This is a genomic window from Paraburkholderia sp. (assembly GCF_036488795.1).
In the GTDB taxonomy this organism is placed as follows: Bacteria; Pseudomonadota; Gammaproteobacteria; order Burkholderiales; family Burkholderiaceae; genus Paraburkholderia.
The window spans coordinates 1-20,151 of record NZ_DASXHA010000105.1 but is presented as its reverse complement, the minus strand read 5'-3'; the positions used below and the strand labels follow the sequence as shown (position 1 = coordinate 20,151).

Genomic DNA, 20,151 nt, shown 5'->3' with positions numbered 1-20,151 from the left:
CGAGTGCAGCAATAGATCAGTTTCAAGACCAAGGTTATCGGGAAAATGGCGCATTCTTAGTACCGTTAGCAGCGAATGGAAGCTTCGTTCTTTTGCCTTTTTGCGTTTTGATTCATCGTTCACTTCGGATCGCAACCTGCTAGGAGCCCCGTCGGAATCCGACCCCGAGGCTGCGATTGTCAGCGATCGACTCGCCCGTGTCGACTGACCGAAATCGGCGTTTACCGCCCCACGCAACCCGCAGTGGCTCGCTGAAGTCGCACAACACGGCCGTCGACTCCAGGACGACCCAGGCCGCACGGGCGCCAATATCGATAATGATCATTCGCAGCGTGCCCGACACAACTTGCGGGCACGAGAATCGAGGCGTCTTTGGTTTTCGCCTCGGATCGACCGGGTCATGCTCGGTCTCAGCCCATAACCGACAAGTCAATTTCCACTCCTATCGAGGTTCCCTGCCAATTGCGCTAAAACACATTCGCGAAGTATCTCCTGACCGGTTGGAGATAGCAGGTCTACATCGTACGTCGTCGAGAAAAAAAGGTCCCAAAGTTCCAATAGGTCTTTACGAACAACAAATTGACGTCAAGAAATTTGCAGTCGGTGAATGATGACGACAAGAGAGTTCTCCGGCCCGCTTTCGGTCCCTGTTCCAAAGCACCCCCATTTCCAAAACATCTCCATTTTCAAAGCCCAAGTTTTCCGCATTCCTCTAGATGAATTTATTTTCACACTTCGACAATCGACCCGCCAGACGCGATCGGCTACGCTTTCGCTTGACCGATCTGCCAACAGCCAACGCTTGAGGAATCGGTCGTACACTCTGCGCACTTGCGGATATTGCGGATGAAATACTCGGCGAGCGCAATGGCATTTGCTGGAACCTTGGCGGCAGCACCCGCGTTTGCACAGTCGACTCCCTCAGTCGACACGCAATCGACGAACAGAGCGACGTTGAGTGCGCCGAATGCGCCCGTTCAGATTCACATCGAGTGGGCTATCTTTTGCTACGATGAGAAAGGACGCAGTTGAAGGTCCGCCCAACTCACACCATCGCCTCTGCAAATGCCGCTTTGGCATGACCTTCGGGTGGCCGACAACGATTCTGCTGCGGCTTGCTTCAACAGTCCGGATGCAAGCGCGTGGTCGCCGAAGAAGCGAGTGAAGCGCACATCGAGCTTGCCCGCATTTTGGTGAGCGTCGGCTGTATGTGTCCGACGCTCGCAAAACTTACATTACGTTAGCCCATCATCATGATTTACGTAGACGAATTGAAAAGCGGCGCGTGGAGCGCTCGCGGTCCGCAAGCCCAACATTGCCGGCTCTTCTCGGACGATCCGACGCCCGATGCGCTGTTTGCAATGGCCTCGCAAATCGGACTTGATCCCGCCTCATGGATCCCTGCACGCTCGGCCGACGGCACCTTCACGCCGAACGGTGCGCCGTACTACTGGATTCGCCCCGACGTGCGGGCGAAAGCTGTCGCTGCCGGCGCACGGCGCCTTAAGAACAAGGAGGCCGAGCGACTTCTGGCGCGCATCACGGTCAATGTCTCGAACATGCCAATGCCGGTTGCGGACTAGGGCGTGTTCGCGCTCACTGCAGTTGAGCGAATGGTTGAGTGATGGGTATCACTGAAGCCCAATATCAACGGATCGAGCATTGCCAGCTGCGACAGCGCGGCAACGTGAGCCTGAGGCCGACCCATCGATCGCTGCATCCGTCGATGGGCAGGTGAGGGCGCCGAGCCACGGTAACCGGCGCTCGATCCGGGATTCATTTCCGTGGTCCCCCCCAAAAAGCACGCGTCTCCAGCCCTGGAAATGCGATTCAAGCCGGCGCCGGCAGCGTCTTTAGATACATACGCGCCACCGCGCTCTGGTCACGTCGCGGGCGCCCTAAACCCGCACGACCAACTTCGGCAAGCCCTCGTCTGCAATCCCGTCGTCCGCAACCAGACTGCCCTGGCGTTTTCCCCTACCCCCATTTCCGTTGACTTCACCCTCAGGTGTGATCACACTTAGTACCACTGTGATCACACGTCACAGCGACGACGATCTGAGCGCAACAGGAACCTCAATTGGCAACACGTTCAAACCCTCACGTCATGCCCGCGCTGGAAGCCGTGGCGCGCGAAACGATGGCCGGCAAGGTCTATCAGCAGTTGCGCGAGGCAATCATGAGCGGTCGCTTCGCGCCGGGTCAGCCGTTGAGCCTGCGCGTCGTCGCCGAGGCCGTCGGCTCCTCGACCATGCCGGTGCGCGGCGCGCTCACGCGGTTGCAAGCCGAAGGCGCGCTGATCGACGGCCCGGGCCGCGCTTTGATGGTCCCGCCCATGACGCTCGACCTGCTCGAAGAACTTCGCGACGTGCGTATCGCGCTGGAAGGCTGTGTGGCCGAACGGGCCGCCGCGCGCATGACCAATGTGCATCTGCAATATGTGCAGCGCATCTATGACGAGATGGATGCCCACGTGGAAGCCGGCGACGTCACGCAGTATCTGCACAGCAATTTCGCGTTCCACACCGGCATCTATACGCACGGCGCGAGCGAACTGACGCTCGCGACCATCCAGAACCTGTGGATGCGCATTGGCCCGTTTTTGAACCTGGTTGCGCCCGATGTTCCGCACATGCGCCGCTCGATGGTGGCGCACCGCATCATCGTCGACGCGCTGTGGCGTCGCGATGGCGTGGGCGCCCGCGCGGGCATTGCACAGGACATCGGCGAGGCTGCGCAGGATCTCAGCGAGCGGCTGCAGGCACAAGCGATGCTCGAATCGCCGCAACAGGCAGCGCGCTAGCCGCGCTCGCTCGAGGGCCGCAAGCCGCAAGCCGCAAAGAGCGCGTAACACAGGCAGTACCCGGTTGAGTAGTACAGGTTGCCCACGCAGGCAGCCGGACGAACAAAACGGAGACGACACACATGACTGTCTTGCAGATGCTGAAACCGCGCGCCGGCCTGCGCGTGCTGATTACCGGTGGCGCTTCCGGCATTGGCCTCGTGATTGCGAAGGCCTTCGTCGAAACCGGCGCCAGGGTCCATGTTTGCGACGCGAGCGCCGAAGCCATCGACGCATTGCGCGCCGACGAAACCAGCCAGAGCATCAGCAGCACGCTCGCCGACGTGTCAGACGAAAGCGCGGTCGCACGCGTCTTCGCGGACCTCGAACAGAGGCTTGGCGGTCTCGACGTGCTGGTCAATAACGCGGGTATCGCGGGGCCGACCGGCGGAATCGACGCAATGGATGCCGCCGAGTGGGAGCGCACGATCTCCATCAACCTCAATGCGCAGTTCTATTTCGCGCGCCGTGCGGTGCCGTTGCTGCGCGCCTCGCCGGATGGCGGTTCGATCATCGCGTTGTCGTCCGTCGCGGGGCGCCTGGGCTATGCGTACCGCACGCCGTATTCCGCCACCAAATGGGCCGTGGTCGGCTTGACCAAGAGTCTCGCCATCGAGCTCGGTCCGCAGGGCATCCGCGTCAATGCCATACAGCCGGGCATCGTGCGTGGCCCGCGTATCCAGCGAGTGATTGCCGCGCGCGCGGAACAGCTTGGCTTGAGCTACGACGCGATGGAAGCACAGTACCTCGAAAAAATCTCTTTGCGTCGCATGACGACACCGGAAGAAGTCGCGGCGACTGCGCTGTTTCTATGTTCGCCCGGCGGCAGCGGCATTTCCGGCCAGGCGATTTCGGTGTGCGGCAACGTCGAAGTGTTGTGATACCGGCAACGCTTTCGATCTTATGACCTGCTAGAGGACTCTCCCGTGGCTACTACCCGTAAAGTCATCATCACCTGCGCGCCGACCGGCGCGATTCACACGCCGTCGATGTCGCCGTTCCTGCCGGTGACGCCGCAACAGATCGCAGACGCGGCGCTTGCGGCGGCCCGCGAAGGTGCCGCTATTCTGCATCTGCACGCACGCGACCCGAACGACGGCCGCCCCACCCAGGACCCGGCGGTCTTCTCGCAGTTTCTGCCGCAAATCAAGGCGAATACGGATGCCGTGATCAATATCACGAGCGGCGGCAGCCCGCACATGACCGTGCAAGAACGGCTGCGTCCCGCGCATTTCTTCAAGCCGGAAGTCGCGTCGCTCAACATGGGTTCGATGAACTTCGGCCTCTATCCCATGCTCGATCGCTTCAAGGAATTCAAGCACGACTGGGAGCGCCAGCACCTCGAAAACAGCCGCGACCTGATCTTCAAGAATACCTTCGCCGATATCGAATACATCCTCACTTCGTGCGGCGCAAACGGCACGCGTTTCGAGTACGAGTGCTACGACATTTCGCATCTGTATAACCTCGCGCACTTCGTCGAGCGCAAACTCGCCAAGCCGCCGTTTTTTATCCAGAGCGTGTTCGGACTGCTGGGCGGCATCGGTGGCCATCCCGAAGACCTGATGCATATGCGCCGCACCGCGGACAGGCTGTTCGGAAAAGACTACGTCTGGTCGATCCTCGGTGCCGGACGCAATCAGATTCCGCTCGCAACCATGGGCGTGGCGCAGGGTTCGAACGTGCGCGTCGGCCTTGAAGATTCACTGTGGATCTCCGCGGGCAAGCTGGCCGAATCGAGCGCGGCGCAGGTCGTGAAAATTCGTCAGGTGATCGAAGGATTGTCGCTGGATATCGCTACGCCAGCCGAGGCACGCGCCATGCTCGGCCTGAAGGGCGCGAGCGAGGTCAACTTCTAAACCGTGCCGGGAGCATACCGTGAGTCCTTCTCCACTCAAGGTTGTCGCAATGCCGACCGGCTGGCTGACGGTCGATCGTTCGTCGCAGGTCTATGGGCGCTATTTCGGCCAGTCGATCCGCGTGCCGGTGTGGTCCACGGCGATTGTCGGCGCGAGCAAGAAAATCGTCGTCGATACGGGGATTCATGATCCGGCGTGGGTCAGCAGTTTCGTCTGTCCGTGCGAACAGGCCCCGGAAGAGCGCCTCGAACGCGCGCTGAAGGAGTACGTGGGCTGGAGCGCGGACGATGTGGACATTGTCATCAACACGCATCTTCACTATGACCACTCGGGCGGCAACACGCTGTTTCGTAACGCGCGCTTTGTCGTGCAATACGCCGAGTGGGAATACGCGGGCCGCCCGCTGCCGACGCAAGCCACGTACTACCAGGAATTCCTGCTGGGCCGCGAGCCGCTGGCGTATTTCCGCTGGCAGTTCGTCAACGGCATTGCGGACATCGTGCCCGGCGTGCGCGTGGTGCCGACACCCGGTCATACGCCCGGCCACCAGTCAATTGCAGTGGAGACCGCCGACGGCGTAGTCGTGATTGCAGGCGATTGCGCGAACTGCCTGGAGAACATCGTCGACGCGGTGCCGGTCGGCATCGTGTATGAAACCGCTGCGGAGCTCGCGTCGCTGCGCCGCATTCGCCAGATTGCCGATTTTGTCGTCCCCGGTCACGACCCGAACGTCGTGCCTGGTTCCATGGGCCTGGCCTTACCGCCGTCAGCCCGCTTGCCGCACGTCGAAAGCCAATAAACACAAATACCGTTTGGAGGAAGACATGAACCGTATCATCCATTGGATGCATCAGGCGGGCAGACTTCTGCTCGCTGCCGCATGCGTCAGCGCGCTGGCCGTGCCCGGAAGTGCCTCCGCCGCAGGCAAGTACAAGGTGTTCCTGTCGATGAGCTACGTCGGCAACGACTGGCAAACCGAAGCCGCGAACATGGTCAAGGCAATGTCGCAAACCCCCGAGTTGCGCGACAAGGTCGACCTCGAAGTGCAGGTAGCCGGCACCGATGCGCAAAAACAGATCCAGCAGATCAACTCGATGGTGCAGGCCGGCGCGAAGGCCATCGTCATCTACCCGATCTCGCCGACGGCCCTGAACCGCGCGATCAAGAATGCCTGCTCGAAGGGCGTGATCGTGGCCGCCTACGACGGTGAAGTCACCGAGCCGTGCGCGCACAACATCACCATCGATCAGCATGAGGCCGGCCGCGTCACCGCCGAATGGCTCGCGAAGACCATCAACGGCAAGGGTAACGTGGTGATCATCACCGGCGTGCCGGGCACCTCGGTCGACCGCGCGCGGACCGAGGCAGCGAAGGAAGTGTTCGCAAAGTATCCGGGCATCAAGATCGTCGCGGAAGGTGTCGGCATGTGGAGTCAGGCGACCGCGAAAACCGAACTGTCGAAGATTCTCGCCACCAATAGCTGGGACAAGATCGACGGTCTGTGGATGCAGGTCGGCTGCTTCACGGCGGCGTCGATGCAGCTCGAAGCCGGCATTCCCGACGACAAGATCCGACCGTGTGCGGGCGAATCGTCGAATGGCCACCGTGTGCAGATGCTGCCAGCCGGGTCGGTCAAGGGCAGCGGCAGCTATCGCGCGATCGGCTACCGGTCCATCTCGTACGGCTCGCCGCCGTACTCGGGCGCCTATGCGTTGAAGCTCGTGGTGGCCAAGCTGGACGGCAAGGACTTTCCGAGCCACGTGACGCTGAAATTGCCGCTCACGGATACCGAGCACGCCAAGCTTTGCGCAACCGGCTCGATCGACGAACTGAAAGCGGGCTGTACTGCGTTCCCGCCCGACAAGGTGCCGCCGGGATGGTTTGCGGACATCTACTCGGACGAGACCAAAGAGGTCGGCTTTAACGCGGCGTTGACCGGCAAACCGGACTGACGCGACTCACCTGAAGCACTTCGCCGAGCCGGCTTGCGCAGCAATGCGAGCCGGACCGGATGATCCACTGGAGGACACGGATGACTACCGGCTATGCAGTCGAACTGTCGAAGGTCACCAAGCGTTTCGGTGCGACCGTTGCGCTCGATGGCGCATCGTTTCATGTGAAGCGCGGTGCGGTGCATGCGCTGCTCGGCGAGAACGGCGCGGGCAAGTCGACCACCGTCAAGCTGTTGTCGGGTTTGCTGCAACCGGACGCGGGCAGCATCGCGATCATGGGTAACGAAGTGCAGATGCGCGGGCCGAAAGATGCGCACCGTGCCGGTGTGCAGACGGCGTTTCAGGAAATGACCCTGGTGCGCGATCTGACGGTGGCGCAGAACCTGTTGATGTCGTACGAGCCGACCGGCTGGTTCGGGCGCATCCGGCGCGGCGAAGCGCAACGGATGACCGCGCAATGGCTCGAAGACCTGGAACTGACCGACGTGCGGCCTGGCGCGTTTGTCGGCGATCTCGCGCTGCCCGTGCGGCAGAAGATTGAAATCGCCAAGGCGATTATCCGCGAACCCGACGTGCTGTTGCTGGACGAGCCGACCTCGGCGCTGTCCGGACGCGACGTGGCGTGGCTTGCGCGGCGCATCGAAACCCTCAAGGCGCGCGGCGTCACGTTCGTGTTCATTACACATCGGATGCAGGAGGTACGCGAGTTCTGCGACAGCCTGACGATTTATCGCAATGGCCGCGATGTCGGTGCATTCGATGCGGCGGATATCTCGGATGACGAAGTGATCCGCCTCGTCATCGGCCGCTCGCTCGATGCCAAATACCCGCCGAAAGAACCGGTCGTGCTTGCCGCGTCACCGTCGGTGCCCGCGCTGGAAGCTACCGATATTCGCATCGACGGCACAGTCAACGGCTTCGATCTGACACTGCAGCCGGGTGAAGTCCACGGCATTGCGGCGCTGCAAGGCATGGGGCAGCGCGAACTGTTTCAGGCGCTGTTCGGCGCGGAGTTTATCGATGCGGGCCAGATCCGCGTAGACGGCAAGCCGGTCACGCTGACTTCGACCGCAGACTCGCTAAAGAGCGGCGTGTCCATGAGTTTCCTGCCCGAAGACCGCAAGACCGAAGGGCTGTTTCTACGCCTGCCAGGCGGCGATAACGTGTCGCTGCCGGTGATTGGGCGCTTTACTCACTTTGGGCTGATCAACCGCAAGCGTGAACGCGCCGCGATTGCACGCTCACTTGCGCAGATGGAAGTCAACCCGCGCGCGCTCTATAAACCGTGCCTGTCGTTTTCCGGCGGTAATCAGCAGAAGATCGCCATGGCGAAATGGCTGCTGACGCAAAGCCGCGTGTGGCTGATGTTCGATCCGACGCGCGGTATCGACGTGGGCACCAAGCATCAGATTTTCGTGTTGATGCGAGCGTTTGCAAAAGCGGGCGGCGCGGTGCTGTTCTATTCGACTGACGTGCCGGAACTGGTCAACGTATGCGACCGCGTGTCGGTTGTGTATCGCGGCCGAAATGTCGCCGCACTGTCCGGCGATGCGCTCACGGAAGAAAACGTGATGCGCAAGATGCTTGCGAGTTAGCGCGGCAATCGTGCCGTGCAGCAGCTTCGTCATTAGTTTCGCCATCAGGCAACGCAACGATTCACAGCGGTGAGGACTCAGCAGTGAAGACCATCCTGAACCATACAGTGGCGCCACCCGACAGCGACGCTGAGCGCGGCGCTCCGAACCATGCGTTTGGCGCACGTCTCGACCGGCATCGCGGCTTGCTCATCGCGTTTGCCGCACTGCTCGCCATGGTGGCGGCGTGGGTGTCGCTGTCCGCGACACCCGTCGGGCTTTACGACATCGGCTCGGTCATTTCCAGTGCGACGACACTGGCGTTGGCGGCAATCGGCCAGACCATCGTGATACTGACGGGGGGCTTCGATCTGTCGGCGTCGGCGGTCGTCTCGCTCACCAACGTGCTGGCGGTGCGCTTCGTGGTGGGTTCGCCGCTCGAACAGTGGGGCGGCGTGGCGTTGATCGTGGCGATTGGCGCCGGCATCGGCTTCGTCAATGGCGCATTGATTGCGTGGTTCCGGCTCCAGTCGATCGTCGTCACGCTGGCCACGATGTTCATGGTGCAGGGGCTCACACTGCTGATCCAGAACAAGCCCGGCGGCACCGTGGGCGACCAGTTCGTCAACTTCGTCACCGCGGATCTGATTCCGAACAAGCTGCCGATGGCGGCCGGCATCCTGATCGCAGCGCTCGTGGTGTGGTGGCTGATCCGGCAAACGCGCTTCGGGGTGGGTCTGTATGCACTCGGTAGCGATCCGGACAGCGCCTACGCGAACGGCATGCCCGTCACGCGTTACCGGATTGCGACCTACGCGCTCGCCGGTGCGTTCTATGCGCTGGCCGGATTGTATGTGTCTGCGCAGACGGGTTCGGCTGATCCGCTGGTTGGAAGGCCGCTGTTGCTGTCGATGTTTACGGCGGTGGTGCTGGGCGGGACGCTGCTCGGTGGCGGCCGCGGTGGTTGTGTCGGCACCGTATTCGCTGCGATGACGCTGATGATCACCGTCAACATTCTGCTCGTCCTGAACGTTTCGGCATTCTTCACGACCATCGCCGAAGCCGTGATCCTGATTCTCGCGGTGCTGGGTTCGTCGCTTGGCAGACACTCGGCGGCGCATCATGCGGTGCGCTATCTCGGCCAATGCCTGCGCGCGTGGCGCAGCGGCTCGCGGGTGCAAGACGGCCGTGCGCGGCAGGTCGCGTTCGAGGTCGAGGAGTTCAGGCCTATCGAGAACACCGAACTGAAGGGGCGGCCTGTTGCGGACTGGATCGAGCGCAATCGCGAGTGGGTCAAATACATCCTGCCGGCGTATCTGCTGTTCGTTGGCGTGCTGGCAGTGACGGGCGTCGTGTATGGGCCACGCGTGCTCGTCAGCGGCAATTTCATGAGCAGTCTGCTCACGCTCACGCTGTTTCTCGCGGTGCTGGGCCTGGGGCAGGGCGCCGTGATTCTGACCGGCGGCCTCGATCTTTCCGTGCCGTGGTTGATCACGATGGCGGGCGTGCTGCTCACGGGTCTCACTCATGGCATCAATGTCGATGCGCTGTGGGCGATTCCACTCGTGCTGGTGGTGGGCGTGCTGGTTGGCCTGTTCAATGGACTCGGCGTAGTGGTGCTGGGTTTGCCGCCGATCGTCGTGACGCTGGCCGCCAACGGGCTCTTGCAGGGCATGACGCTGATCTATTGCAACGGCTCGCCGCAGGGTTGGGCACCGCCTGCATTGAGCGCCTTCACGAACGGACAGCTTGGCCCGCTTTCACCGGCGGCCTGGTGCGTGCCGCTGTTTCTCGCGCTGGCGTTGCTGCTGTTGCACCGGACCGCGTTTGGCCGGCGCGTGTACGCGGTCGGCAATTCGCCGATCGCCGCGAAACTCTCGGGCGTGCGGGTGGGTGCCACGCTGATCGCGGTGTACTGCCTCTCCGGTTTCTGCTCGGCGCTGGTCGGACTGCTGCTGGCCGGATTCAGCAATCAGGCGTTTCTCGGCATGGGCGATCCGTACCTGCTGCCGTCGATCGCAATCGTCGTGGTAGGCGGCGCGCTGATTACGGGCGGACGGGGCCACTATCTGGGCGTGTTCGGCGGTGCCTTGCTGTTGACGGCACTCGGTACGCTGCTTGCCGGAACCACGGTGCCGCCGGCGGTGCGCGACATCATCAATGGACTGGTCGTGCTGGCCGCGGTGATTACGCTGCGCGACCGCAAGGCATGACGAAGACGCACCTATCCGAATGCCCGAGTATTCGAATGCCTACGTAAGAACACGCTCAGGAGACGCTTGATGACGAATGATGCAGCCGTACGTGCCGGACGGGTCGCTCGTGATGATTCGCTGCGGAACCGGCGCCCGGTGGCCGTCATCGGCGCGGGCCGCATAGGCCGGGCGTGGGCGATCGTGTTTGCGCGGGCGGGCTTCGACGTGCGTTTGCACGACGCCGAAGCCGCGGCGCTCGAGGCGGCATTGCCCGCGTTACAGGACAGCGCCGCCGATCTCGCGGAGTTCGGCTTGCTCGAGGAGGCGCCGGCGCAGGTCGTCGCACGCATCACGCTCGTGGCCGAATTGGCCGACGCCGTGCGCGACGTCGCATTGGTGCAGGAAAACATTGCCGAGGTGGTCGAGGCGAAACGGCAGATGTTTGCGGAGCTCGACCGTCTCGCGCCGCCGGATGCACTGCTCGCCAGTTCGACATCGGGCTTGCCCGCATCGTCGTTCACGGAAGGGATTGGGGGGCGCGCGCGTTGTCTGGTCGCGCATCCGGTCAATCCGCCGTCGCTCGTGCCGCTGGTCGAATTGTGCGGGGCGCCCTGGACTTCGGCCGACACGCTGCAACGCGCCCACGCGCTTTACGCGGACGCGGGCCAGACACCTGTTGTGGTGCGGCGCGAAATCTCCGGCTTTCTGCTCAATCGTCTGCAAGGCGCGTTGCTCGACGAGGCGATGAGTTTGTACGCCCAGGGCTATGCGTCGGCCGCGGACCTGGACACGGTGATGCGCGACGGCCTTGGCATGCGCTGGGCGTTCATGGGTCCGTTCGAGACGATCGACCTCAATGCGCCGGGCGGTGTCGCCGATTATTGCGGGCGTTATGGCGGCACCTACCGCGCGATTGCCGAAACCTCGCAGCCGTTCGACTGGTCGCCCAAGGTGGTCGCCGCGCTCGACCAGGAACGGCGTGATGTGCTGCCGCGCGAGCAGATCGAGACGCGCAGCCGCTGGCGCGACCGGCAACTGATGGCGCTGCTTGCGCATCGCAGGAAAGTCGCATCCCTTTGAAGCGTGATGTTTGCGAGCCTGTTGCGCCAGGCGTCAATTAACCATAGCCGTAGGAGGCCATGATGACCGAAACCCGTCTGCTGGTGGATGCGAACAATCATCTCGGCGAAGGGCCGCTGTGGGATGTCGCCGAGCAGCGGCTGTACTGGATCGACAGCACGGCTGCGGAAATTGCGAGCTGCCGCGCCGATGGCAGCGACATTCGCCGCTACTTCGTCCCCACGCATATCGGCTCGATGGCGATACGCGAGCAAGGCGGCGCGATCGTTGCGCTGGCGAACGGCCTGCATTTCTACGATTTCGATGCACAGACCGTGCGTCTGATTGCCGACCCTGAACGCGACGAACCGGAAACCCGCTTCAACGACGGCAAGGTGGACCGCCGCGGCCGCTTCGTGGCGGGCACGATGGCGTACGATCACGACCGCTACGACGCGGACCGTGGCCAGCGGCCCACGCGCAGCGGCGCACTGTATAGCCTCGACCGGGATGGCTCAGTCACGCGGCTCGACGGCGGCATCAGTTGTTCGAATGGCCCGTGCTGGAGTCCGGATAACCGCACGCTGTACTTTACCGACACCTACGACCGGATCATGTACGCGTACGACTACGACATCGAAACCGGTGCCGTGAAAAACCGGCGCGAGTTCGCCTCCGCGCGTCAGATGGCGGGCACCTTCGACGGCGCGACGGTCGATTCGGAAGGCTTCGTCTGGACTGCGTTGGTGTTTGGCGGCCGCATCTTGCGCTTTGCGCCGGACGGCAGGCTGGACCGCGTGGTGCCGTTTCCGGTGCGCAATCTGACGAGTGTGATGTTCGGCGGTCCGGACCTGGATGTGCTGTATGTCACGACCATGGGCCGGCCGATGTGGGGCATTCCGCAGAAAGAGAAAGACAAAGGCGGACTATTTGCGGTGTACGGGCTCGGAGTGAAGGGCCTGCCGGAGCCGCGCTACGCAGGTTGATGGCAACCGGGCCTTGCCGCCTTCCTGCGCCGCACGAGCCGCCTCACAGCGAGTACGGCTCGTGGACCCGGCTATCTCCCAGCTCCATCAGCTCGCGCTCCTGTTCAGCCAGCGCGAGCGGCACCTGCTCGCGCAGAAACTCCACGAACGTCTTGATCTTGGCGTCCAGGTAGCGTCTCGACGCGTACAGCGCGTAGATGTTGTTGGCCCGCAAGCGGTGCTCGGAGAGCACGCGCACCAGACTGCCATCGCGCAGGCCGGGCAGCGCCACCGAAATCGGTAGCGGACCGATTCCCAAACCTTCGCGAATCGTACCGGCGAGGGCTTCGGAGACGTTGACCGTGAGCGGCGCCGGGCGCACGTGGCGAAACACCGGCTCGTCCATGGCTTCGAAATGCCACTGTCCGAGCGGAACATCGGGCAGCACGAGTTGCAGGCAGGTGTGTTTGTTGAGGTCGGCGATCCGCGCCGGCGCGCCGTACTTCGCCACATAGCGCGGCGACGCGCACAGCACCGTGTAGAGGCTGCCGATGCGCTGCGACACCAGCGCCGAGTCCGCCAGTTCTCGCGCCACCACGACCGAGACATCGAAGCCTTCGTCGATGATGTCCGGCACCCGCTGCGCCAGCACGAGATCGATCAGCACGTCGGGAAACCGCTTGCTGTATCGCGCAATCAGCGGCGCCAGATGATGTTGCCCGAAGCTGGTCGTCCCATGCACCCGCAACTTGCCGGAAGGCTGCGCGCCGGCGCCGGCTGCTTCCGCCTCTGCCAGGTCGACCTGGGCCAGGATCTGCTCGCAGTGCTGCAGGTAGCGCTCGCCGGCTTCGGTCAGCGACATATGCCGGGTCGTGCGGTGGAGCAGGCGTGTATGCAGCCGCGACTCCAGATCCGTGATCGAGCGCGAGACCTGAGGCGTGGTCACGGACGCGAGGCCCGCGGCCTTGGTGAAGCTGCCGGCCTCTACCACTCGCACGAACATTCGCATGCTTTCCAACGTGTCCATCGGGATCCTGACTACAGAGAGAAGGTTTGACGCAGGCCGGCGTCGTGACTGCGGGCGTACGGCCGTTTGTTGTTGTCGGTTTTTTTTGGGGCGGCGCTGGTCTGTGCGCGTAACCTCATGCAGTGCGCGGACGCACAGGTTGAACAGTAGGCCAGCGGCAGGCACCGCGCCGGCGAGATGGACGCAATGCGCGGTGGCACGGTCTTCCACACGGCGTGAAAGGGGGGCCGCACGTCGCACCGCGGAAGATCAGTATCAACCTGGCCAACCGCGTCTATAACCGCGTCGCTGCAATGCGATCAGGCAGAAAACCCCCGAAGTCGCCCTTGCGCAGACAGCGTCATTGTATCTTGATGATGTTTTTTCATATTCCCGTGATATTCGTCAAAACAGTTTTCGATTCAAGGAAATAATGAGCTTTAAATTGGCTTAAGCGCCATGGCACCGGCCCTGGCGCCGGATTTGAATAGGCGCGAATCCAGCAGCGAAACTGCACGCTACACCAATTACAGGTATGGTGCCTGCAAATTGGTTTAGGTAGGCGGCCTTATGAAACTGGTGACACTCGAAAATGATCCTGATAATTCGTGGTCGTTGAACAATACGCTTCGACAAGGCGGTTATCACTGCCGCGGCTATCAATCAATTGATGTACTGATCGAAAGCCCCTGGGTTGAAGAAGCCGACCTGGCCATTATTGATGGCGACGGCATGAAGCTCGACAAGCGGCTGATTGAGCGGCTCGGGCAAACATTCTGGCCGGAACGGCCCATGCTTTTCGTCGGCAATGACGAGCGCCAGCTGAGCCGGCTGGCGCGCGAAGCAGACGTTACGCTTCTCAAGCCGGTCTCGGCGCGCGGCCTGATTGCCTCCGTCAAAAGCACGCTCAGCAAGACGTGGGACCAATATGCGACCTCCGACGCGACGCAATTTGGCCGCTATCAGTTCGAGCCGCGCGGGCACGCGGTCCTCGTGGACGGAACGCGCGTCACGCTGACCCAGAAAGAGTTCCAGCTTGCCTTGCTGCTGTTCAGGAACCTCGCCCGGCCTGTCTCGCGCGTCTATATTGCGGGCGCGGTCTGGCGCCACGACGAACGGATCAATGCCCGCACCATGACCGCGCACGTCTCCACGATCCGCTCGAAGCTGCAATTGCGCGCCGATGCCGACTATGACCTCACGCCTATCTACAACTACGGGTATCGGCTGGATCCGGTGCGCCGGCAGCGCGCGCTGAACGCCGTCCAGCAGCCATCACCACACCTGCCGGCCGCCGTACCAGGCTAGTCGCAGCATCGCATAGCTCATACCTCCCCAGCATTTCTTCAGGCGCCGCCCTCCCTCGTGGAGCGCGGCGCTTTGCTTTGTATCGTGCCTTTTTGATTCTCTTCAATTAAAGAAAATATATATTCCTGAATTGGAAACAACAACTCCATTGGAATTGCGATCGCACTCCTATTGTTATCTGATTTGATAATCATCTGTTTCCGGTTTTCTGTCTAATCTCCACGATACGGAAAAACTTGAGCTTTACGTGCCTATAAAAGCGGCATTACCCTGCAATTGCAAGGGGAATTGATTGCCGGTAAGTGATTTTTCTTTCAATCCCTTTGCGTTGCTCTTTGTCGACACACGTATGAAACGATATTGATTGTTGTGCTGTTTTGGTAGACTGGTAATCAAAGTAGTAAAACAGAGCCATTTAAAAGTAGTTTCGCTCCACACAGAGGGCGGATCACAGACAGGAGACCGGAGCCGGGTGCAATACCCAGGAGCCGTGACGAATCTGCGTAATCCCTCCGTGCAAGCCCCTGAAAAAAATTGACGCGTGCCTGGCGCCGTCGGCGCTGGCAGCACGCGTTCGCAACTGGTGTTTCCTTTAACACGGTATGGAGGAGAGGATGAAGATGAAGAGGACTTTGCTTGCCGCCGCGCTGATGACGGCCGGGGCGGTTGCGCACGCTCAGAGCAGCGTGACGCTATACGGCCGCCTGGATGCCGGCATCGAGTATATGAATGGGATACCGAACAATGCGGGTACGGGCTCCTCGTCGCGCTGGCGTCAGGAAAGTGGCGACTGGGGTACGAGTCTTTGGGGCCTGAAAGGCGTTGAGGACCTGGGTGGTGGTAATAAGGCCGTTTTTCAGTTAGAAGGGGCGTTTAGTACTGCAAACGGCTCGTTGGGTCTGGCGGGTTCACTGTTCGACCGGATTGCAAACGTGGGCCTTGCGAACGATATGTTCGGTACGCTGCTGTTGGGCCGCCAGTTGCAGATCGCCAACGGCGACTGGGACTTCGATCCGTTCGGTCAGTCGAACTGGTCGTCGGCTTCGCTGGTTCGTGGCCGCAACTGGGAACACACCAGCAACAACATTTCGTATCAGTCGCCCAAGTTTGACGGCTTCGACATGTACGGCCAATATGGGCTGGGCAATTCGACCAACTTCAATGCCGGCGCAGCAGGCGCGGCAACGGGGCGTACCGACGGCTTGCAGCTGACGTACACCAACTCGTTGTTCCAGGTTCGCGGTATCTACGACGAAATTCGTGATCCGATCACGGGCCAGCTCGACAATCCGTTCACGGCGTCGCGTGAATACTTCGTCGGCGGCAACCTGTTCCTCGGCCAGTTCAAGGTGCAAGCCGCTTATACGGCTGAGCGCACTTCGGGCGGCGTGACCACGCCGGTTGGCTCGCCGACCGCACCGACCACGGCCGACCTGGAATGGGGCGGTGTGACGTGGCAAGCCACGCCGGCGGCGGCACTGATCGCGGCGGTGTATCACGTCAACGCGAACAACGGTGGCGGCAACGCGAACATCTACACGATTGGCGGTTCGTACAACCTGTCCAAGCGGACGTTGCTCGACATTCAGATCGCAACCGCGCGCAACAGCAAGACGGCCAACTTCGGTCTGGATGCCAACAACGAAGGCGCCGGTGGTCTGAGCTCGAACGGTTCGTTCAACGAGAATCCGCTCCAGGGCCACAGCCAGACCGGTGTTTACGCGGGCATTCAACACTCGTTCTAACGAGGTATCGACAGCGAGGGGTTGAAAAACCCCGAGCTGCCGACTTTTTTCACGCTGCCACGAGAGGCGCGTCCTGGCGCATTGCTGAAAGGCACTGCGCCTTTTTTTTATTGAGGCCCGCGGCTTGTCGGGCGGCTCGCCATCTACTCCGGTGTCGCAGGACACGCCAGCTGTTCGCTGGCCGCTTCTGCAGCGCTTCGTCCGAAGCTGGCGAGCGCGGCGAGACCCAGCAGTGCCAGCGCACTGCCCAGCAGAAAGTCGGCAGGAATGCCGATGTGGTCGACAATCGTGCCGCCCACCGACGACCCCACCGCAATGGCGACCTGAATCGTGCTGACAAAAAGGGCCGAACCGGCTTCGGGAAGATCGGGCGTTGCGCGTTGAATCCACACGCTGAAACACAGCGGCAGTGCACCGAAGGCGATGCCCCACGCCAGCACGTCGATGCTCACCGCCCATTCCAGGTGACGCAGCAGCGGCATCGACAACAGCGCGAACATCAGCAGCGACACCATGGCTGCGACCGACCCCTTCAGGCTTCGGTTAACCGTATTCGACACAGCAAAATTTGAGAAGAAGCCGATGATGCCGAACCCGAGCAGCAACCACGTGATGGTGCTCATTTCCAGACTGGCGTTGCCCAGCAGAAACGGTGTGATGTACGTGTACGACGAGAAGTGGGCGCCGAACACGAGTCCGACCATCAGCATGCTTCGACGCGCAAACGGGCGCCGCATCAGCGAGACCAGGTCCGAAAAGCGCAAGGCTTTGTCCGATGGCAGCGAAGGAACCAGCAACAGTTGCGCGACGAATGCGACGGCCACGAGTCCGCCGGTTGCCATAAAAGAAACGCGCCAGGACGCGAAGCTGGCGATGAACGTGCCGAGCGGCACGCCAATCACCGTGGCGCCGGTCACGCCGGTCAGGATCATGGCGGTTGCCTTGGCTGCATCTTTGGGCTGGACGAGCCGGCCGGCGGCGGCTGTCGCCAGGGTCCAGAAGCCGCCCAGGCCGGCGCCGAGCAGCGCGCGGCCGAACAGCATCACGACAAAATTCGGCGCGAAGGCGGAGAGCAGGTTGGAGGCGAGCAGCAAGCCCGTGAGTAACAGAAAGACGTGCCGACGGTCCATCCGCCCGGCGCCCAGCATGAGTCCCGGCGCGGAGAGGGCGGCAATGATGCCGGGAATCGTGACCATCAGTCCCGCAGTGCCGGGCAGCACGTCCAGTTCTTTGGCGACATGCGGCAATAAGCCGACCGGCAAAAATTCCGTAGTCACGAACGCGAATGCACCAATCATGACCGCGCCAACGGCGAGCCATTGGCGTAGAGACGACGAGTCACTATTCTCCGGCGCAGGCATGCCCGCCGGGAGATTGCTTTCTACCAACATAGTATTGTTTGTCCCTGGTCGGACAATGAGTGGGGTCAGTCGGATTTGCGGGACTAATCCACGCGCGTGATCGGTTTCATCAACGAAAACGCACGGTGATCAGCCTTATGCGATAACGCTTTGCGACGGAAGCGCAACCATAACATCGCAGAAATTCCTTTGCCGACGCAGCGTTAAAAGTACCAGGTGGCGTAGGGGTATGGGAGCGTGCGTTTTTCATGCAGAGGCACTGGCGCGTGCCGCACGCTCGCGAGTTGTTATATACCGCTAAGATGATGCTGCCAAAACTGCGAGAATCGAGGACGCCCGGCTTATGACTGCACCCGACGACGCTATCCCGAAGCCGCATCATCGCGGCGGCAAATTTCAGAATCCTGAGAACGAGTTCGTGACGAAGAGCCTCGCCGAGGTGTTGCGCTGGCGGTGGGACGCGTCACGGCGCGGTCTGCCGCCAGCACCGCAAGCCCCCATTCCGTGCGTTGCACCGGACCTGGCGTTCTTGCACGCCAATGCCAGGGCAGGCCGTGGGATGCTGCCCGCCGTAACCTGGATCGGACACGCTACGGTGCTGGCACAACTGGGCGGCATCACGCTGCTGACCGATCCGGTCTTTTCGGAGCGCGCATCGCCGGTGCGCTTCGCCGGCCCGAAGCGTCATGTACCGCCGGGTGTGGCGTTGGCGGATCTTCCGCATATCGATCTGGTCGTGATTTCGCATAACCACTACGATCACCTGGACGCGCAGACGGTCGATGCGCTGTACGCGCAAACCGGTGGTGCGCCGTTGTTCGTGGTGCCGCTGGGACTGCGCGACTGGTTGGCGCGGCGCGGCATCCAGCAGGCGGTCGAACTGGACTGGTGGCAGACACACCAGATGCCTTCACCAATGGGCATGATCGACGTGATGCTCTCGCCAGCGCAACACTGGTCGGCGCGCGGGTTGACGGATCGCATGTCGACACTGTGGGGCGGTTTTGCCGTACTCGCTCCGGACTGTCATCTGTTCTTCGCAGGCGACACCGGCTACTCGCGCGATTTCGCGAGGCTGCGCGAACACCTCGCAGAACGCCAGCGCCCGGAAAACGGCGGCGGCTTCGATATTGCCCTGCTGCCGATCGGCGCGTATGAGCCGCGCTGGTTCATGAGCAATCAGCATGTGAATCCGGCGGAGGCGGTAAAAATCCATCGTGACATTGGCGCGAGGCGATCGTTGGGCATCCATTGGGGCACCTTCGAACTGACCGACGAGGCGCTCGACGAACCACCGCGCTCGCTTGCGCGCGAGCGGTCGGCGGCGGGCCTGTCGAACGATGACTTCTTTATGCTGGCGATCGGCGAGACCCGCCGGCTGCCACGGCGAGGCGCGAATCGCGATTCCGGTGCCGACGGCGCGCACGTATCGATGTCGGACGAGAACGAATAGCTCGCAGCGTCTGGTCATTGCTACGTAGCGCTAACGTCTTGCGAAACCCGCCACGGGCGCAAGAACGGCCATGCGGGAGAGATTGCCGCGCGTCGCGATTGTGCAAAATCAGTCCGCGAATCATGCGGAAACTCGACCTTGCTTCTGGCTGTCGCCCCGCATATTGTTCTAGTTCGTTTAACGACCCCGCCGGAGATCATCATGTTCGAAGCCCGTGGTTATGCCGTTCATAGCGCCGACTCGCCACTCGTGCCGTTTCGTTTTTCTCGCCGTGATCCGGGGCCGGGCGATGTGAGGGTCGAAATCCTGTACACCGGCATTTGTCACTCCGATCTGCACCAGGCGCGCAACCACTGGGACAATTCGAAGTATCCGATGGTGCCGGGTCACGAAATCGTCGGGCGCGTTGTCGCGGTGGGCAGCGAAGTGACGAAGCTGAAGGTGGGCGATTACGCAGGCGTCGGCTGTATGGTCGATTCGTGCCGGCGCTGCGCCTCCTGTCATGCAAATCTCGAGCAGTACTGCGAAGAAGGTGCGACGCTGACTTACAACGACGTCGAACGTGGTAGCAGAGAGCCAACCTTTGGCGGCTACTCGGATCAGATCGTGGTGGAGCAGCGCTTCGTCGTGAAGGTGTCGCCGAAGCTCGACCTGAAAGCGGTCGCGCCCTTGCTGTGCGCCGGCATCACGACGTACTCGCCGCTGCGTTACGCGAAAGTGGGAGCGGGGCAGAAGGTGGGCGTCATCGGGCTGGGCGGCCTGGGGCATATGGGCGTCAAGTTTGCCAGGGCGCTCGGTGCGCAGGTCGTGATGATCACGACGTCACCGGAGA

The 20,151-nt window shown here is 61.8% G+C and carries 16 protein-coding genes; 14 read left to right on the top strand and 2 right to left on the bottom strand.

Features of this window, described 5'->3' with window-relative positions; genetic code table 11:
* Positions 1–1,253 precede the first annotated feature (1,253 nt).
* The 10 genes from VGH41_RS15190 to VGH41_RS15145 all read left to right on the top strand — a co-directional run bounded on the left by VGH41_RS15190 (position 1,254) and on the right by VGH41_RS15145 (position 12,467).
* A complete protein-coding gene (locus VGH41_RS15190) occupies positions 1,254–1,583 on the top strand; it encodes a DUF4031 domain-containing protein (protein ID WP_331598285.1) in 330 nt (109 codons plus the stop codon).
* A gap of 524 nt (positions 1,584–2,107) precedes the next feature.
* Positions 2,108–2,803 carry a GntR family transcriptional regulator gene (locus VGH41_RS15185; RefSeq protein WP_331598287.1) on the top strand — a complete coding sequence of 232 codons (696 nt, stop codon included), beginning with the start codon at positions 2,108–2,110 and terminating at the stop codon, positions 2,801–2,803.
* Positions 2,804–2,925: 122 nt separating this feature from the next.
* Positions 2,926–3,723, top strand: coding sequence for an SDR family oxidoreductase (locus VGH41_RS15180; protein ID WP_331598284.1), 798 nt, complete (start codon positions 2,926–2,928; stop codon positions 3,721–3,723).
* Between the two features lie 45 nt (positions 3,724–3,768).
* Positions 3,769–4,701, top strand: coding sequence for a 3-keto-5-aminohexanoate cleavage protein (locus VGH41_RS15175; protein WP_331598283.1), 933 nt, complete (start codon positions 3,769–3,771; stop codon positions 4,699–4,701).
* A 49-nt stretch (positions 4,702–4,750) separates the two neighbouring features.
* Positions 4,751–5,500 (top strand): N-acyl homoserine lactonase family protein, encoded by a 750-nt coding sequence (locus VGH41_RS15170; protein ID WP_414696661.1) that lies wholly within the window; start codon positions 4,751–4,753, stop codon positions 5,498–5,500.
* A 25-nt stretch (positions 5,501–5,525) separates the two neighbouring features.
* Positions 5,526–6,653, top strand: a complete 1,128-nt coding sequence (locus tag VGH41_RS15165; protein ID WP_331598281.1) for a sugar ABC transporter substrate-binding protein — start codon at positions 5,526–5,528, stop codon at positions 6,651–6,653.
* An 80-nt stretch (positions 6,654–6,733) separates the two neighbouring features.
* Entirely contained in the window at positions 6,734–8,248 is a 1,515-nt protein-coding gene (locus tag VGH41_RS15160; protein WP_331598279.1) for a sugar ABC transporter ATP-binding protein, read from the top strand.
* An 83-nt stretch (positions 8,249–8,331) separates the two neighbouring features.
* A complete protein-coding gene (locus VGH41_RS15155; RefSeq protein ID WP_331598278.1) occupies positions 8,332–10,440 on the top strand; it encodes an ABC transporter permease in 2,109 nt (702 codons plus the stop codon).
* Between the two features lie 69 nt (positions 10,441–10,509).
* Complete coding sequence (locus tag VGH41_RS15150; RefSeq protein ID WP_331598277.1) at positions 10,510–11,502, top strand: 3-hydroxyacyl-CoA dehydrogenase; 993 nt, start codon at positions 10,510–10,512, stop codon at positions 11,500–11,502.
* A 62-nt stretch (positions 11,503–11,564) separates the two neighbouring features.
* Positions 11,565–12,467: an SMP-30/gluconolactonase/LRE family protein gene (locus VGH41_RS15145; RefSeq protein ID WP_331598286.1), complete on the top strand. Its 903-nt coding sequence runs from the start codon at positions 11,565–11,567 to the stop codon at positions 12,465–12,467.
* A gap of 43 nt (positions 12,468–12,510) precedes the next feature.
* On the opposite strand, the gene VGH41_RS15140 is transcribed toward VGH41_RS15145, so the two are convergent.
* The gene (locus tag VGH41_RS15140; RefSeq protein ID WP_331598276.1) at positions 12,511–13,473 is read right to left on the bottom strand and encodes a LysR family transcriptional regulator; all 963 of its coding nucleotides are present in this window, start codon (positions 13,471–13,473) and stop codon (positions 12,511–12,513) included.
* A 549-nt stretch (positions 13,474–14,022) separates the two neighbouring features.
* Here VGH41_RS15140 and VGH41_RS15135 point away from each other — a divergent pair.
* Complete coding sequence (locus VGH41_RS15135) at positions 14,023–14,760, top strand: response regulator transcription factor (RefSeq protein ID WP_331598275.1); 738 nt, start codon at positions 14,023–14,025, stop codon at positions 14,758–14,760.
* Positions 14,761–15,380: 620 nt separating this feature from the next.
* The gene (locus VGH41_RS15130; RefSeq protein ID WP_331598274.1) at positions 15,381–16,505 is read left to right on the top strand and encodes a porin; all 1,125 of its coding nucleotides are present in this window, start codon (positions 15,381–15,383) and stop codon (positions 16,503–16,505) included.
* A gap of 143 nt (positions 16,506–16,648) precedes the next feature.
* On the opposite strand, the gene VGH41_RS15125 is transcribed toward VGH41_RS15130, so the two are convergent.
* Positions 16,649–17,896 (bottom strand): MFS transporter, encoded by a 1,248-nt coding sequence (locus VGH41_RS15125; RefSeq protein WP_331598273.1) that lies wholly within the window; start codon positions 17,894–17,896, stop codon positions 16,649–16,651.
* Between the two features lie 313 nt (positions 17,897–18,209).
* Here VGH41_RS15125 and VGH41_RS15120 point away from each other — a divergent pair, with 313 nt between their 5' ends.
* Together VGH41_RS15120 and VGH41_RS15115 are read left to right on the top strand one after the other, a co-directional pair.
* A complete protein-coding gene (locus VGH41_RS15120) occupies positions 18,210–19,319 on the top strand; it encodes an MBL fold metallo-hydrolase (RefSeq protein WP_331598272.1) in 1,110 nt (369 codons plus the stop codon).
* 201 nt (positions 19,320–19,520) lie between these two features.
* Positions 19,521–20,151 (top strand): alcohol dehydrogenase catalytic domain-containing protein (locus VGH41_RS15115; RefSeq protein ID WP_331598271.1); only part of this gene is annotated, 631 nt, incomplete at its 3' end.

Bases quoted from the DNA above. Each gene is read 5' to 3' on its own strand.
- VGH41_RS15190 (WP_331598285.1), top strand. From the start codon at position 1,254: ATGATTTACGTAGACGAATTGAAAAGCGGCGCGTGGAGCGCTCGCGGT.
- VGH41_RS15185 (WP_331598287.1), top strand. From the start codon at position 2,108: ATGCCCGCGCTGGAAGCCGTGGCGCGCGAAACGATGGCCGGCAAGGTC.
- VGH41_RS15180 (WP_331598284.1), top strand. From the start codon at position 2,926: ATGACTGTCTTGCAGATGCTGAAACCGCGCGCCGGCCTGCGCGTGCTG.
- VGH41_RS15170 (WP_414696661.1), top strand. From the start codon at position 4,751: ATGCCGACCGGCTGGCTGACGGTCGATCGTTCGTCGCAGGTCTATGGG.
- VGH41_RS15165 (WP_331598281.1), top strand. From the start codon at position 5,526: ATGAACCGTATCATCCATTGGATGCATCAGGCGGGCAGACTTCTGCTC.
- VGH41_RS15160 (WP_331598279.1), top strand. From the start codon at position 6,734: ATGACTACCGGCTATGCAGTCGAACTGTCGAAGGTCACCAAGCGTTTC.
- VGH41_RS15150 (WP_331598277.1), top strand. From the start codon at position 10,510: ATGACGAATGATGCAGCCGTACGTGCCGGACGGGTCGCTCGTGATGAT.
- VGH41_RS15145 (WP_331598286.1), top strand. From the start codon at position 11,565: ATGACCGAAACCCGTCTGCTGGTGGATGCGAACAATCATCTCGGCGAA.
- VGH41_RS15140 (WP_331598276.1), bottom strand. From the start codon at position 13,473: ATGGACACGTTGGAAAGCATGCGAATGTTCGTGCGAGTGGTAGAGGCC.
- VGH41_RS15135 (WP_331598275.1), top strand. From the start codon at position 14,023: ATGAAACTGGTGACACTCGAAAATGATCCTGATAATTCGTGGTCGTTG.
- VGH41_RS15130 (WP_331598274.1), top strand. From the start codon at position 15,381: ATGAAGAGGACTTTGCTTGCCGCCGCGCTGATGACGGCCGGGGCGGTT.
- VGH41_RS15125 (WP_331598273.1), bottom strand. From the start codon at position 17,896: ATGTTGGTAGAAAGCAATCTCCCGGCGGGCATGCCTGCGCCGGAGAAT.
- VGH41_RS15120 (WP_331598272.1), top strand. From the start codon at position 18,210: ATGACTGCACCCGACGACGCTATCCCGAAGCCGCATCATCGCGGCGGC.